The 15489-nt window shown below is 37.3% G+C and carries 15 protein-coding genes, 1 tRNA gene and 2 pseudogenes; 4 read left to right on the top strand and 14 right to left on the bottom strand.

Going from position 1 to position 15489, the window contains the following annotated elements; genetic code table 11:
• Positions 1 to 31 precede the first annotated feature (31 nt).
• The 5 genes and pseudogenes from infC to glmM form a co-directional block, all read right to left on the bottom strand.
• Positions 32 to 548 (bottom strand): annotated as a pseudogene (gene infC / locus Sdiek1_RS00570) (translation initiation factor IF-3).
• Complete coding sequence (thrS, locus tag Sdiek1_RS00565; protein ID WP_192866755.1) at positions 545 to 2362, bottom strand: threonine--tRNA ligase; 1818 nt, start codon at positions 2360 to 2362, stop codon at positions 545 to 547. Before thrS ends, infC begins: the two are co-directional and overlap by 4 nt.
• 53 nt (positions 2363 to 2415) lie before the next feature.
• Positions 2416 to 2491 (bottom strand) — tRNA-Val (locus Sdiek1_RS00560).
• Between the two features lie 82 nt (positions 2492 to 2573).
• Positions 2574 to 2998 (bottom strand): annotated as a pseudogene (gene lspA, locus Sdiek1_RS15645) (signal peptidase II).
• A gap of 36 nt (positions 2999 to 3034) precedes the next feature.
• A complete protein-coding gene (gene glmM / locus Sdiek1_RS00550) occupies positions 3035 to 4357 on the bottom strand; it encodes a phosphoglucosamine mutase (protein ID WP_087437413.1) in 1323 nt (440 codons plus the stop codon).
• A gap of 329 nt (positions 4358 to 4686) precedes the next feature.
• On the opposite strand from glmM, the gene rpsT reads away from it, so the two are divergent.
• Both rpsT and prfA read left to right on the top strand, forming a co-directional pair.
• The gene (gene rpsT / locus Sdiek1_RS00545; RefSeq protein ID WP_025343336.1) at positions 4687 to 4962 is read left to right on the top strand and encodes a 30S ribosomal protein S20; all 276 of its coding nucleotides are present in this window, start codon (positions 4687 to 4689) and stop codon (positions 4960 to 4962) included.
• Between the two features lie 36 nt (positions 4963 to 4998).
• Positions 4999 to 6066, top strand: coding sequence for a peptide chain release factor 1 (prfA, locus tag Sdiek1_RS00540; RefSeq protein ID WP_087437412.1), 1068 nt, complete (start codon positions 4999 to 5001; stop codon positions 6064 to 6066).
• A 7-nt stretch (positions 6067 to 6073) separates the two neighbouring features.
• Here prfA and Sdiek1_RS00535 read toward each other — a convergent pair whose 3' ends face one another.
• Genes Sdiek1_RS00535 through coaE form a run of 3 tightly spaced genes read right to left on the bottom strand, consistent with a single transcriptional unit; the run spans position 6074 to position 8127 of the window.
• On the bottom strand, positions 6074 to 6793 hold the full coding sequence (locus Sdiek1_RS00535; protein ID WP_087437411.1) for a glucosaminidase domain-containing protein: 720 nt from the start codon (positions 6791 to 6793) through the stop codon (positions 6074 to 6076).
• Positions 6794 to 6797: 4 nt separating this feature from the next.
• Positions 6798 to 7541, bottom strand: a complete 744-nt coding sequence (gene dapF / locus Sdiek1_RS00530; protein WP_087437410.1) for a diaminopimelate epimerase — start codon at positions 7539 to 7541, stop codon at positions 6798 to 6800.
• Complete coding sequence (gene coaE, locus Sdiek1_RS00525; protein WP_087437409.1) at positions 7522 to 8127, bottom strand: dephospho-CoA kinase; 606 nt, start codon at positions 8125 to 8127, stop codon at positions 7522 to 7524. The genes dapF and coaE overlap by 20 nt, the downstream gene beginning before the upstream one ends.
• A 90-nt stretch (positions 8128 to 8217) precedes the next feature.
• On the opposite strand from coaE, the gene purM reads away from it, so the two are divergent.
• Positions 8218 to 9213 (top strand): phosphoribosylformylglycinamidine cyclo-ligase, encoded by a 996-nt coding sequence (purM, locus tag Sdiek1_RS00520; protein WP_087437408.1) that lies wholly within the window; start codon positions 8218 to 8220, stop codon positions 9211 to 9213.
• Positions 9213 to 10001, top strand: coding sequence for a YdcF family protein (locus tag Sdiek1_RS00515; protein ID WP_087437407.1), 789 nt, complete (start codon positions 9213 to 9215; stop codon positions 9999 to 10001). The genes purM and Sdiek1_RS00515 overlap by 1 nt, the downstream gene beginning before the upstream one ends.
• Here Sdiek1_RS00515 and Sdiek1_RS00510 read toward each other — a convergent pair.
• From Sdiek1_RS00510 to Sdiek1_RS00485, 6 genes are read right to left on the bottom strand one after another with little or no spacing between them, the layout of a single operon-like run.
• Positions 9998 to 10285, bottom strand: coding sequence for an antibiotic biosynthesis monooxygenase family protein (locus tag Sdiek1_RS00510; RefSeq protein WP_087437406.1), 288 nt, complete (start codon positions 10283 to 10285; stop codon positions 9998 to 10000). The two genes, Sdiek1_RS00515 and Sdiek1_RS00510, sit on opposite strands and share 4 nt — an antisense overlap.
• A gap of 29 nt (positions 10286 to 10314) precedes the next feature.
• A complete protein-coding gene (locus tag Sdiek1_RS00505; protein ID WP_087437405.1) occupies positions 10315 to 10593 on the bottom strand; it encodes an EscU/YscU/HrcU family type III secretion system export apparatus switch protein in 279 nt (92 codons plus the stop codon).
• Positions 10590 to 12476: a flagellar hook-length control protein FliK gene (gene fliK, locus Sdiek1_RS00500; RefSeq protein ID WP_087437404.1), complete on the bottom strand. Its 1887-nt coding sequence runs from the start codon at positions 12474 to 12476 to the stop codon at positions 10590 to 10592. Before fliK ends, Sdiek1_RS00505 begins: the two co-directional genes overlap by 4 nt.
• Before the next feature lie 30 nt (positions 12477 to 12506).
• Positions 12507 to 13709, bottom strand: a complete 1203-nt coding sequence (locus tag Sdiek1_RS00495) for a replication-associated recombination protein A (protein ID WP_087437403.1) — start codon at positions 13707 to 13709, stop codon at positions 12507 to 12509.
• The gene (locus Sdiek1_RS00490) at positions 13699 to 14508 is read right to left on the bottom strand and encodes a pseudouridine synthase (RefSeq protein WP_238099239.1); all 810 of its coding nucleotides are present in this window, start codon (positions 14506 to 14508) and stop codon (positions 13699 to 13701) included. Before Sdiek1_RS00490 ends, Sdiek1_RS00495 begins: the two co-directional genes overlap by 11 nt.
• Positions 14509 to 14517: 9 nt before the next feature.
• Positions 14518 to 15483 (bottom strand): KpsF/GutQ family sugar-phosphate isomerase, encoded by a 966-nt coding sequence (locus Sdiek1_RS00485; RefSeq protein ID WP_087437401.1) that lies wholly within the window; start codon positions 15481 to 15483, stop codon positions 14518 to 14520.
• Between the last annotated feature and the right edge of the window lie 6 nt (positions 15484 to 15489).

Raw genomic sequence — 15489 nt, 5'->3', positions numbered from 1 at the left:
AAAATAAAGAAAAGTTACGACGAGTTATAGGTTATTTTTTAGGAGTAACCAACATATTAATATAACGACCTTCAAGCTTTGGCGTTTTTTTCACGCTCAGCAATATCTTCCAACATTGGCCAAAGACTTTCTAAAACCTGCTCTCCAATCTCTGGATTAGACATCTCTCGCCCTTTTAAGAATACCCTAAAACGTACGTGTTTGCCCTCTTCCAAAAACTCTCGAGCATGTTTGATTTTATAATTAACATCATTAGCAGCAATTTTTACAGAAAGCTTGATCTCTTTGATCTCAATAATTTTCTGATTTTTACGTGCTTCTTTCAGTTTTTTTTCTTGTTGGTATTTGAACTTACCATAGTTCATAATTTTGCAAACCGGGGGCTTTGCATCAGGTGCGATTAAAACGAGATCTAGTCCTAGCTCATCCGCTTTTGCAAGAGCCTCTTTTCTGGTAATAATGCCATATTGTGTACCATCATCACCAACACATCTTACCTCAGCTGCCCTGATCTCGTCGTTCAGTATGACATCTTTGTCTTTACTCAAAAGTGTACCTCACTAAGTTTCTCCTTCATTTTTGATATTAATGCTTCTTTTGTCAAATTATACTGTGTTCTTTCGCGTCTATCTCTTACGGCAACACTTTGTCCTTCAACTTCGGCATCACCAATGACCAAAATCATTGGCACGCGCATCGTTTCTGCATTGCGAATGCGTTTATTGAGGCTCTCATTTTTGGAAGAGACTTCTACATCAATTTCTTCAGCCATAAGTTCATTTGCTAATGTTTTAGCATAAGCCAAATGTGCATCTGAGATTGGAATAATCACGGCTTGCGTTGGTGCAAGGAAGAATGGAAATTCTCCCGATGTATGTTCAATCAAAATACCAATAAAACGCTCAAATGAACCCAAAATTGCACGATGTAGCATGACTGGACGTGCATGTTCATTGTTTGCATCAATGTAGGAAATATCAAAACGCTCTGGCAAATTAAAATCAACTTGAATGGTTCCACATTGCCATTTACGTTTAAGCGCATCGGTAATCTTAATGTCAATTTTAGGGCCATAAAAAGCTCCACCACCTTCATCAATGCCATAATGAATGCCGTTTTCATCAAGTGCATTCTTTAAGCCTTCCGTTGCTGCCTCCCAGTATTTTTCATCACCAATTGATTTCTCAGGGCGAGTCGAAATTTCCATCTCATACTTAAATCCAAATGTTTTCATAATAGAATCGACAAAACTTAAAATTTCTATAACATTTTCTTTAATTTGATCCGGTGTACAGAAAATGTGAGCATCATCTTGAGTAAATTCACGCACGCGGAATAGCCCATGGAGTACACCGCTTTTTTCATGACGATGTACAACACCGTATTCAAAAAATTTAAGTGGTAAATCACGGTAACTTCTCACTTCACTTTGAAATACTTTAATATGCCCTAAACAGTTCATTGGTTTAATGCCATATTCAGACTCATCAATGACAGTGAAATACATATTCTCACCATAATTCTGGTAATGACCACTAATTTTCCATGCATCAGATTTTAGAAGTTCTGGCCCTCTTACAGGTAAATAACCTCGCTTGCGATGTGCTTTAAAAAGGAGTTGTTCCAACTTACTTCTTAATTTACCACCATTGGGTAACCAAATTGGAAGACCTGCACCTACTTCATCATCAAAGGTAAAGAGCTTAAGTTCATTACCGATTTTGCGATGATCTCTCTTTTTTGCTTCTTCAATCATAGTAATATAATCTTTGAGGCTCTCTTTATCTGCAAAAGCTATACCGTAAATACGTGTTAGCATTTCACGTTTCTCATCACCACCAAGATAGGCACCTGCAACTTTAATCAGTTTAAAAAATCTAAGATATTTAGTATTGGGAACGTGAGGTCCACGGCATAAATCTTCAAAATCCCCTTGTTTATAAATAGATACTTCACCATCAGGAATTCTTAGCAAAACTTCTTGTTTAAGATTGTCATGTTCAAAACGTTTAATAACAGCCGTTTTAGTCGTATAAATCTTCTCAATTGGCAACTTAGCAGTAGCAAGCTCTGCCATCTTCTTTTCAATCTCTTTAAGATCAGCATCACCAATCTTTTCATTAACACGAAAATCATAATAAAAACCGTCTTCAATGACAGGTCCGACAAAAAATTGTGCATCTTTATATAATGCTTTAATCGCTTGAGCCATTAAATGTGCACATGAGTGGCGGATTACTTCAAGAGCATCTTTTGAATTATCAAATAAGATTTTGTCTTCGTAAGTCTTTGAGGAGGCAGCAGCAGTTTGGGTGTCAATGACGAGAGCACCTTCTTTATAGGCTATAACATCATTCATCATAATAAGATCCTTTTACTTGTATGAACTCCCAAACAGACGGGAGAACAAAAATATGGTGGCCACGAGAGGATTCGAACCTCCGACCACTACCATGTCAAGGTAGTGCTCTACCAACTGAGCTACGCGACCACACAATTTAAGAGCTGAGATTATACCAAAAAAAAATAAAATTGCAACTATTTTCATCATAGCAGGTGGATAAATCGAGCATCTAACCTTCTTTTTTGCTTTTCCAAGAGTGATATAAAATCAGAATTACTCCAAAATCAATCATTACATCGGCAAAATTGAAAACAGCAAATTCAAAACCATAATGCCAGAAAAAAATAATCTACAACACCGCCATGGATAAAGCGATCGTAAATATTACTCAGTGCTGCACCTGAAATAATTCCTATAGGAAAACTATAGTTTCGAAGTATGTCTTTATAAAATAACAGATAAATACCTAAACCACCAACTAAAAACAGTTGAATATACTTTAGATACTCTTCTAAAAAAGCGAACATTGAAAATGCTACACCTTTATTGTAAGTCAAAATCAATGAAAAGAAACTCCCTTGCCAGCGAAATCCTTCTAAGAAAAAAAGTTTTAATCAATTGATCTACAAAAAAAAACACAACATAATGAAGCAATAAGAACAATCCATCTTCTATTCATTCAAGGCACTTTTAAAAAAATTTGACTGTTTTCTCCATACGATCTTCAAGAAGCTTTTCATCTTGACCTTCAAGTAAAATACGTAATAAATTTTCTGTTCCTGAATAACGGATAAGAACTCGGATTTTTTTGCTTTCTAGTTCGGATACTAACTTGTCATAGCCTTTGAGTTCAGCAAGAGGAATTTTATTATCGACTTTAATATTTTGTTGAAGTTGAGGATAAAGCTCAAAAGGACTAAATAATTTACTCACTTTTTGTTTTTCTGTGAGCATACAGTGCATAACAGCAAGAGCAGCTACTAACGCGTCACCTGTTTTAGCAAAATCAGACAAGATAATATGCCCACTTTGCTCGCCTCCAAAGTTTATTTTTTCCCTATATAAGGCTTCTAAAACATTTTTATCCCCTACATCACAACGATAGGTTTTTATACCTGATTTATTAAGATAATCTTCTAACGCTTGATTACTCATAACAGTAACACAGACACCTTTGTTAGCAAGCCTATTTTGCCCTTGTAAAAAAGTGGCAATTTTTCCTATGAGCTTATCACCATGAATAGGATTTCCGTTTTCATCAACAACCACTAAGCGATCAGCATCACCATCAAAAGCAAAACCTAAATCTGCACGAAGACGGCGTACTTCTTCCCCAAGTTCCTCAGGATGTAATGCTCCACAGTTAAGATTAATATTGCTACCGTTAGGTTCATCATTGATCATAATAACATCAGCACCGAGTTCATTAAAAATAGTTGGTGCAACTTTGTAAGCCGCGCCATTGGCAGTGTCAAGAACAATGCGCAATCCTTTAAGCGTTAACGCTTTAGGAAAAGAATTCTTGATTTGTACAATGTAACGACCAATCACATCATCAACTCTTTTAGAACGGCCAATATCAAATTCCATTTTTTGATTTGCTTCAATTAATGCATCATCGTAATAAATTTTTTCAATGGCTGCTTCTTCTGTTTCGCCTAGTTTATTACCAAATGAGTCGAAAAATTTAATTCCATTATCAAAATAAGGATTATGGGATGCGCTAATCATGATACCTGCATCACAACGCATATCTTCCGTTAAAAAAGCAATCGCTGGAGTTGGCATAGGACCAATTTGTCTTACATCGTAACCAACGGCCGTTAAGCCTGATACAATCGCATTTTCAATCATATAACCACTGCGCCTCGTATCTTTACCTACTAAAATTTTATTCGTAATAGAATTTTTACGAAAATAGATACCTGCTGCCATTGCCAAACGCATCGCCATAAAAGCACTCAGTTTTTTGCCTGCTTTACCTCTAACACCATCGGTTCCAAAAAGTTTCATTGTTTTTCCTAATTGTCATCTATACATTCAATCAATTATAATTATGAAATTGTAACAAAACTTTTCTAATCTTTACATGTAAAAGGGTATGCTACTCGTTTTCTACAGTTTATCTATATCTATCAGTGTCAAATAACCCTATTAATATACTCTAATACATAACAATAAAAAATTATTTTGAAATAGAACAATGGTTATAATATAATTAAAAATTGATCAACTTCCTCAAAACAATGCCTTTTTTATTTTAAATTGGCCTTAAAATAAGTTGTATTTAATATTTATTTTTATATAATCTACGCCTAAATTTAAAAACGAAAGGCTTATCTATGGCAAACCACAAGTCAGCAGAAAAGCGTATTAGACAAACAAAAAAACGCACTGAAAGAAATAGATTTTATAAAACTAGAATCAAAAATCTAACACGTGCTGTAAGAGAAGCTGTAGAAGCAGGTGATCAAGCAGCAGCTGAAGTTGCGTTGAAAAATGTGAATAAAAACTTTCATTCTTATGCAGGCAAAGGTATTTTAACTAAAAATACAGCTGCTCGCCGTGTAAGCAGATTGTCACAACTCGTTAATACGCTAGGTAGTGTTGCTGCATAACTTGCGGCAACTCCCTCTTTATTTTAGTTCCTATCCATGTTGAAAGATAAATTACTCCCATTTCTAGAACGTTATAATGAGCTTTCTACACTTTTAAGTGATCCTAATATTGCTACAGATATTAAGAAAATGACAGCACTCTCCAAAGAACAGTCAGGATTAGAGAAAATCAAAGATAAAACCCTTGAATATCTTTCAACACTTGATCAAATTGAGGAAAATAAACTTCTCTTTGATGATGAAGAGCTCGGTGAGCTTGCAAAAGACGAACTTCGAATTCTTGAACCTCGCAAAGAAGAGATCGAAGAAGAGATTAAACTTCTCTTACTTCCTACAGATCCAAATGATGAGCGCAATATCTTTTTAGAAATTCGCGCTGGTACAGGTGGTGATGAGGCCGCTATTTTTGTATCTGATCTTTTTAAATCTTACCTTCGCTACGCAGAAAACCGTGGTTGGAAAGTTGAAGTTGTTTCACTCAGTGAAGGTGTTCTAAATGGATATAAAGAAGTTATTGCGCTTATTAAAGGGCAGGGGGCTTTTTCACGTCTTAAATATGAAGGTGGCGTTCACAGAGTTCAACGTGTTCCTCTCACAGAATCACAGGGTAGGGTACATACTTCAGCAGTTACCGTTGCTGTTATGCCTGAAGTTGATGATGTTGAGATCGAGATACTCGAAAAAGATTTGAAAGTCGATGTTATGCGATCTTCTGGAAATGGTGGACAATCGGTCAATACAACCGATAGTGCCGTAAGAATTACCCACTTACCGACTGGTCTTGTGGTGGTTAATCAAGATGGCAAATCTCAGCATAAAAACAAAGATGCTGCAATGAAAGTGCTCAAAGCAAAACTTTATGATATGCAGATGCAAGAACGCAATGCTAAAGAGAGTGAAGCGCGAAAAACACAAGTAGGATCAGGTGATAGAAGTGCTCGTATTCGTACCTACAACTATCCACAAAACCGTATTACCGACCACAGAGTGGGGCTTACATTGTATCGCTTAGATGCTATTATGGAAGGTGGTTTTTATGATGAAATCATAGACCCTATTATTACGCATTACCAAACAGAGCTTATGAAAGAAGCAAACCTTTAAAAACAATCTATTTATCGTAGATAAGAAGATTGTTTTGATCAATCATCTCCTTAATCATTTTAATATATTCCTCTTTGAGCTCAGAATAATTACCCATCGTTTTAGAAGCTTCCATACCTCCAAAGTTTTTTCCATTATTTCTTGATTGCAGTCTCTTTTCTCTAAATGTGATATATGCATCATTCGTATTAAGATTCAGCATATAAGAATTCACTGATTTTTGCAATGAACCAAAAATACGGATCATGTGTGTTTTACCTATTGCCCTATTTTGAGGCATTAAACCAACACCTGAATAAGACCAGTGACCAAAAAGGTTATTGGCTTCTCGTGCAAATCGACTTTTCCCCCAACCGCTTTCCAATGCAGCTTGTGATAGGGCTAAAGAAGTCGGAATCACATCAATACGTTTAAAATATTCATCTCGATCAAAGAGAGACTCTATGCCATATTTGTTGCGCAATGAGATAAGATACCCCACATTAGCATAATTCAGCCCTCGAAAGGCATCAGGCACTGCTTTGGCAAAAAAGTTAGTAATGAATTCTCGATCTTTCTTAATTTCATCATTACCTTTATCCACAAGAATTTTCATTTCACGAATAAATTCTTCTTTTTGTTTTGCGTTATCTTCAATCTGATAATATTCTGAAGATAAACCTCCTGCATTAAGCGCTCCTTGGAGAAGCAAGCATGAGGCGATAAAAAGTGTGTAGAAAAAATTCACGAATTTAAAGTTCCAGCACCGTTTCAAAGACTTTTTGTACCCTTCCTTTGAAAAAAAGTCTTTGATTTTCAATTCGTAAATTTAGCTCTTCTCCACTAATAGGATAGACTTTTGCGCTTGTCCCTATGAGTTTTTGACGATATGCACTGTAAAAACATGCCGCCATCCCTGTACCGCAGGCAAGCGTTTCATCTTCGACCCCTCGCTCATAAGTTCTTACATGTAAAGTATTTTCCCTAAGCATTGCATAATTCACATTGGCGTTATACTTATAGCGCATTTGACGAGCAATCACTTTATCAAAGCACGCAGTATCATCAACAAATGTCACCAGATGAGGTACTCCCGTATCACAAAAATGCCATGTTAAACCATTTTCATCAAATGATTCACTGAGCACTTGTGGTGTTGTGAGTTCTGTTTCGACAACATCATTTTCTACCAAAGAAGTTATGACGCCAGCCCCTGTTAGAAAACGCATAGAAGCACCTGCTAATTGGTTAGTAAAGGCATAATGAGCGCATGCGCGTGTGCCGTTCCCGCACATAGAAGCAACGCTTCCATCATTGTTGTAAAATTGCCATTTAAAATCATATTCAGAATGGGGTAGCAAAATAATTAAGCCATCTGCACCCACACCTTTTTGTCTGTCACATAGCTGTTGTGCCAATCTACTTCGATCAACCTCAACAAAGGTATGAAAAATAATAAAATCATTGCCATTGGCATTATATTTTGCGATTTGCATACGTACCCCGTACAAATTTAATAAATTTTTCGATCTCACTCTCTAAAAATTTCATATCAAAAGAATTATTGATGAGGAAATCGGCTAAGATTTTCTTTTCTTCAATGCTAATTTGAGCATCGATTCGTTTTTGTGCCTCTTCTTTGCTAAAATCTTCTCGAATCATTAACCGTTTTCGTTGCACTTCAACAGGAGCATACACAACAGCAACTAATTTGCAGGCATAGCCATCGCTTTCAAAATAGAGTGGAATATCGATGATATAAGGCTTTTTCTTCTCTTCTAACTGATCACATCGCTTAAAAATCTCTTGTCGAATCAACGGATGCAAAAAAGTATTGAGTTTTTCACGCTCCTTCTTATCGTTAAAAATCAGTGCGCCAAGTGCTTTGCGATCAATTGATCCATTGCGAATAACACGATCTCCAAAAAGAGTTTCAACCTCTTTTACATGTAAAGGTAAAACCTCTTTCGCGATTACGTCTGCATCGATCACTTCAAATCCATGCGACTTTAGCATCGACGAAACAGTACTTTTGCCTGTGGCTATTCCACCTGTTAAAACAATTGCATGTTCATACGCCATTTAATCCTAATACCTTTGACTATTTTTATAACGATTTTAACATAGTTTTGTTAAAATCTATTAAACAATAACCTCACTAAAGGCATATCCATGAGCACAGTCAGCTACAAAGACGCTGGTGTCGATATAGACGCGGGAAACCAATTTGTCGAAAATATAAAACCACTGGTCAAATCTACTTTTGATAAAAATGTCATCGGAGGTATTGGTTCATTCGCTGGAGCCTACGAGTTGCCATCAGGCTATCAAAAACCTGTCATTTTAGGTGCAACAGATGGCGTTGGAACCAAACTCAAACTAGCGATTGATTCAGGTATTTACGACACAGTTGGCATTGACCTTGTTGCGATGTGTGCGAATGATCTTATCTGTAACTTTGGAACACCACTCTTTTTTCTTGACTACTATGCTATGAGCAAACTTGAAATTGATGCTGCGGTAAGCATTGTTAAAGGGATTGCAGAGGGTTGTATTCAAGCGGAATGTTCACTCATCGGTGGCGAAACAGCTGAAATGCCTGGCATGTACCACAGTAAAGATTTTGATCTTGCTGGTTTTGCAGTCGGTATCGCTGAAAAAGACGAAATGAACCGCTTACCACACGTCAAAGCAGGAGACATTCTCATTGCTCTTCCAAGCTCAGGTGTTCATTCTAATGGCTTTTCTCTGGTACGTAAACTCTTCTTTGACAAGCTCGGTTATACTTTTGATACCGAGTTTGATGGCAAACCGCTCATCGAAACACTTTTAACCCCGACACGCATTTATGTGAAGCTTTTTAAAACACTTAAGTCTAAAATCAACGCTTTAGCGCACATCACTGGCGGTGGTATTGTTGAGAACCTCCCTCGCGTTCTTCCGGAAGGCTTACAAGCGCATGTTTACAAATCAAAAATTAAAACACTTCCTGTCTTTAACTTTATGAGTCAATACGTTGAGGAGAGTGAAATGCACCGTACGTTCAACATGGGAGTAGGGATGATTCTTGTGGTGAGTCCTGAAAATGTCAATGATGTCCTTGCAAACAGTGATGGTTATATCATCGGTGAACTTAAAGCTGGCGAACGTAGTGCCATTATGCTCTAATGAGTAGCATTTACTTTCTCTCAAAACTCTTTACATACCTGGTTTTGCCACCAGGTATTTTTATTGTCTTCTTTTTACTCGCCTCATTTTATGCCAAACGTTTTTCGTCTCTTTTTCTTGGCAATGCTATTATTTTTTATCTTTTGAGTACAACGTATGTTGCCGATTGGCTTCTTGCCCCCTTAGAAACTCCCTTTAATAAGCCACTTGAAAAACAGACCTCTGTAGATGCTGTTATTGTTTTAGGTGGGGGAAATACCAAAGGAGTAGCAAATTTACCTTTAAGCACCGACGCCTATAAGCGTATGATGTGGGGATTGATGGTTGCAAAATCGAACAATTTACCACTTTTATTTAGTGGGGGAGGTACCAGTAAAGAGTATTTAGAAAGCGATGCGTTTTTAGATAGCCTCAAAGAGCTCAAACTCTATTTGGAAATTCCAACGCCCACATCTAAGAGCCTTAATGCTAAAGAGTTCTCTTTGCATGTTGAAGATAAGAGCATTGATACGTATCAAAATGCCGAACTGAGCAAAGTTGCATTTGAAAAAGCAGGATTAAAAGAACCAACGATCTACCTTGTCACCTCTGCGTATCATATGAAGCGTTCTATTAGACTTTATGAGCACTTTGGGTTTAAGGTCATCCCCGCTGCAACCAACTTTAAAATCAATGCAAAAACAAAAGATGAGTGGGACTATCTTCCTAATGCCCATGCTTTTTATAAAAGCTATGTGGCACTACATGAATATATGGGACTGTTTAGCTTGAAATTTAGAGGTATTTAAAATCGATATTCGTGTTTTACTTCGACGATTTGAACATTATAAGAGCTATACCATCGCTTTTGACCAAGTTCTTGAGCGATGAGATGCTCAGCATTTTCTTTCCACGTTTTAATTGCCATTTTACTTTCCCAATACGAGATTGTAATCTCCTGATCACCTTCACAAACTGCTACAAAATCTAAACAACCATAAGTTTCAAAAGCTAATTTTCTTAATTTGTTTGCCATTATTCTATATTCACTATCCGTTTCTTTCACTGTTGCTCTAAAAATAACAGCAAACATGAGTATCTCCTCTTCTTTACATGTAAAGATTATTTTCGTTTATCATTCGTGATTTTATAGATAAAACTAAAGACTTCGGCAACTGCTTTATACAACATTGGTGGGATCTCTTTATTAATCTCGATTTTTGAGAGAAGCTCAACCAAATCAGCATCTTTTTTAATAAATATATCGTGTTCTTGAGCTAATTTGATAATATTATTGGCAACTTCACCTTTACCAGAAGCAACCACTTTTGGTGCAGCACTTTTTTCACGATCGTATTTAAGTGCAACGGCTTTTTGTGTTTTTGGAGTTGGCGTATTCATATGGTTATATTAATCCCAAATTGAAGTTTTTCACCACTAAAATAATCATTTTTGACTGTGCTCACATCTTTGTATTCAAGCATTTTGACATTGCCTGTTATCAATCCAACTTCATTAAATGCTTGCTTAAGATTATTTAATTGCTGAGTTATTTTTTCGCTTAACTCTTTTTTTTGTACCGCAATTGAGATATCAATATACTTCTCTCCTGAGAGTACCAGCATCATATTAAGCTTGCCATAGGCTTCAAGATTAAGATCAATCTGGCAGTGAAAATTATTGTCGCTAGATTGTTTCATCATCATGGAGCCACCTTGAAGCCCATCCCAGCTAAAAGGCACATATAAATGCGTGGAACTACTCACGTACGAAACTAACTGATGATACTCAATTTGTGTTAGGAGGCGATTGGTAATTTCCAATGCTTCCTTATTTTGAGGTGATGTTTGAAGATTGTCGCTAAGCTTGGTCAACACACCTTTCATATCACTGAGCAACTCTACATCCGTTGGGTCAAGTGAGAGTTTTTGTGCAATCGCCTTACCAACAAAAAGCTCTGGTTTGATCAACCCATGAATTTTTTGCTCTAAAATGGTGCTCTTATCAACAAAATCAGACTGTTGAACACTTTTAGGATCAAGAATCTCGATTTGTTGCTTAATACGATTAGCAACCATTTTTAAGGCTTCTTCTGTCGTCTCGGGAGCTTTAGTGACAGCACCATTCATCACTGCTGTTGCCATCGCAGAAGAGAGGAACGTACTCTCTGTCTTAAGAACCAACGCTTCCTTTGATAAAGTCGATCCCTCTATCTCCTCTACAGTATTTTCCATTAACCGTTTTTCTACAGGTTGTCCCATATCTTCTGCTTTTATAACATTAGGTTGAGGAGGTATTTTCAAAGCTCCTTCATCCTTTGAAACAGTAAGCGGTGTTGCTAATAATTCACTTGAGGGGAGGGAAACACTGTTACTCTCTTTTAAAAGACTTCCTTTTGTGAGTAATTGGTCAATCTGAGGTTGAAGATCATCAAGCTGAAGAGCACTGAGATTTTCTTTGAGCATTTCTAAAATAACTTTGACCTGTGTACTAAAGTTTTCTTCAACCTTCATATCTAGTGGATAATTCTCAACTTTTGAAGCAATTAAATCCATCTGTTTAATAGCATAATCCAGCTTTTGTACATTTTGATACACCTCTTTGAAAACAGAATTTCCCTCAGAGGAAAGTTCCTGTTTGACACTTTGACGGAAAAGATCAAGGAGCATTTTAAGGCTTGCTTGCCCCTCTTTTGAAGAGATATTTTGTGTTGAATTTAAATGATCCATAATGACATTGATCTCTTTTAAAAGTGGAATGACCGTCTTTGTATTCATTTGACTGAAATGCTCTTGGAGAGCAGAAGCTAGCGTTTGAAGCGTATCTTGGACTCCTTTTTGAGTTACAATATTTGATAATTTTGATTCAAAAAATATTCCAGAGTTTTGAATTTGTTCTTGTAGCATTTTCACATCTATCTGTTCAATATTTTTCGAGAATAGCTGTAAAAGAGCTAATGGTTTTGCAATAGTCGAGTCCATTTTAACAAGAGAACTTAGATTTTTAATATCTTCAGCAAAATTACCCATATTTTTAAAAAGCTGATTGTTCTGTAATATCTCAAAAATAGCACTCTTGGATTTAGCCTCGTTCACGGCACTTCCTAGCAATTGACCAATGACGTCTTGTGCATTATTGGGTGTCGTTGTAGTTTTTTGGGCTGTAATCGAAAGAGGGATATTCGCACTTTCTTGAATAATTTTTGTGGCATTCTCTTTGGCAGTTGCTTTTGGATCAAGAGTCTGCAGTTGATTTGTAAGAAGAGAAGTAGTAGAAATATCCATTACAATATCCCTATCATAGTATGAACCTTTTTACGATTGTTTGTTATCTTTTGTTTTAATCTTAATCAGCCATTCAGAAAGTGTTTTCTCATACCCTATCGACAAATTATCATAAAAATGAAGAGGCTTCTCTAAATATTTTTGTTCTACCCACCCACCAAAATCATGCGGATACAAATACCCTTTAGGCGAAGGGCTTTTCAGATGCGCTGGTACTTTCAGAGCTTTTTCGTTTTTCACATACGCTAACGCATTATTGATTGCTAAATAAGCACTATTGGATTTAGGGCTACAGACAAGATAAATCAAACATTGCGATAAAATAATACGTGCTTCGGGATAACCAATTTTACTCACGCTTAGAAGCGTACTAGAAGCCAAATTAAGCGCATTAGGGTTAGCATTGCCAATATCTTCACTGGCAAGGATAACAAGCCTTCTTGCGATGAAATCAGGGCTCTCTCCACCATCAATGAGACGGGCAAGATAATAGAGTGCTGCATCCACGTCTGAACCTCTGACACTTTTGATCATTGCACTAATCAAATTATAATGTGTGTTATCCGAACTAACACCATCTTTTAAAGCACTCGGACGTAAATTTTTGAGGGTTTCAAGCGTTACATGTAAATCTACTTTGAGTGCAAATTCAAGTAAATTTAACAGTGCTCTGCTATCGCCTGCACTGGAACTGATCAAATACGCTATGGCCTCTTCATCTATCTCAAATGTGATCGTTTCACGAACCCGTTTGATAATCGCTTTAAGATCGTCTTCATCAAGCGGATAGAATTCAAAGAGCATCATACGCGAACGTATGCCAGAACTAAGAACAAAGTAGGGGTTTTCGGTGGAAGCACCAATGATAATCGCTTCATGGTTTTCCATTGGTAATAACAGAACTTCTTGTTGGGTTTTAGAGAGACGATGAATTTCATCAATGAAAATGAGTGGCTTTTGAAATGAACCTCGGTGTTGAGAGAGAATCTTGCGAATCTCTTCTACTTTAACGCTAGTTGCGTCTAACTCGTAAAAAGGAAGTTGTAACTCGTTAGCGACAATACGCGCTAACGTTGTTTTCCCAACACCCGCAGGGCCAAAGAAAAGAGAATGGCTCATTGAACCTGATTTTAACAGCTTCCGAAAAGGGCTACTTGCACTACTGAGATGTTTTTGCCCAGCTAACTCCTCAATCACCTTAGGGCGAAAGAAGAGGGCGAAGTTATTGATCATCGTCCTCGTCGTCCTCATCAGCTACTGGAATTTTGCCATTATCTTTTTTGATATATTCAAGATAATCTCTAAGAGCAGCATATTCACCGCCATCAAAATAACGGTGTTTACCAGGTCGGAGCATGCCTAAATCAACCTTGCCATAACTGACACGTTTGAGATCAACAACATCCACATCAAAGTAACCAAAGAAACGTCTAAGCTCTCGGTTCTTACCTTCATTAATGGTCACTTTTATCGTTGAGAAGGTTGGGTTGTTTTTGATAATACGATATGCAACAAAGGGTGCAAAATCCATAGAACGAATCTCACTGTGGGAATGCCCACCTTTGCGTGCATTTTCAAGGAAGAGACCTTCTTGCATCGCCTTTTCCATAGCAGGTGTAATCATGCCGTTGATTTTAACGTAATACACACGCTCTAAATCGCCATGCATTAAAGCAGAAACGACAGAGGGAGAATCGCACAAAAGCAGTAAACCTTCACTGGCAAAATCAAGTCTTCCTACGCTGAGATAATGACCAAATTGTGCAGGCAATGTATCGTAGATGGTTCTACGACCACGGTCATCTTTTTTGCTCACTAACTCACCCTTTTGTTTGTGATACACAATCACGGAATAACCGTGTTTTTCAAAAAGGGCTTTACCGCCTAGTTCGATTTTATTTTTAAAACTCACCTGCGTTGAAAGGTCTTGGACAACAATACCATCCACTTTAACCTGTCCTGCTTTGATGAGTTCATCCGCCTCACGCCTTGAGTAGTGCGTGTTATGCGAAATCATTTTATTTAGTCTCATTAATTCCATTTATTTTATTCCTGCTTCCACTAAATCGTGGATATGTAACACCCCTTTAAGCACACCGACTTTATCCGTGATGGCGACCAGTTGTATTTTGTACTTTTCGATAAACGCTAAAGCATCACTGGCTAATAGCGTCTCATCGTCTAGTTTTTTAGGACTTTTTGTTGCATATTCATATGCGGTTGCATCCATACTAAAATCATCCCGCATCAACGCACGGCGTAAATCGCCATCGCTTAAAACGGCTATTAAATGATTGTTTTGATCGGTAATCAGCACATTTCCCAGTCTTCCCTCGCTCATTTTAAGAATAGCCTCTTTGAGTTTGGTTGTTTTATGAATGATTGGGAGCTCCTTGGTGAGCATCAAATCTTTTACTTTAACAAACAAACGCTTCCCCAAACTTCCACCTGGATGAAATGAAGCAAAATCCTCTTTTTGAAAGTTTTTCTTCTTCATCAAGCAAACAGCTAACGCATCACCAAGTGCCAATGTGAGTGTTGTCGAACATGTTGGTGCAGCATCCAATGGGCACGCTTCTTTTTCGATATGTAATGGCAAAAAGACGTCGCTATAATGTCCTAAAGAGGACTCACGAGAACGCGCCATACCAATAAGAGGGATATCAAAACGCTTAATGTGTGGTAATATTTTAATAAGCTCTTCACTCTCACCACTGTAGCTAATGGCAAGCACGGCATCGTCTTTTCCCACCATTCCGAGATCACCATGCATAGCTTCTGTGGGATGTAAGAAAAAACTACTGGTACCTGTACTTGCAAGTGTTGCAGCAATTTTTGCTCCAATCAGTCCACTTTTCCCCACACCTGTTACGATCAATTTGCCTTTGATGTTAGCAATTAAGTTTGTTGCTACACCTATTTCATTGCCAATCATTCCAGCTGCATTAAGTAACTCTTTAGCTTCAAGCTCTAACACTTCTTTGGCTATGGCTTTAAAATCTTCCATACCATT

It is taken from the genome of Sulfurospirillum diekertiae (assembly GCF_002162315.1).
In the GTDB taxonomy this organism is placed as follows: Bacteria; Campylobacterota; Campylobacteria; order Campylobacterales; family Sulfurospirillaceae; genus Sulfurospirillum.
This window is presented reverse-complemented; position numbering and strand designations above follow the sequence as displayed.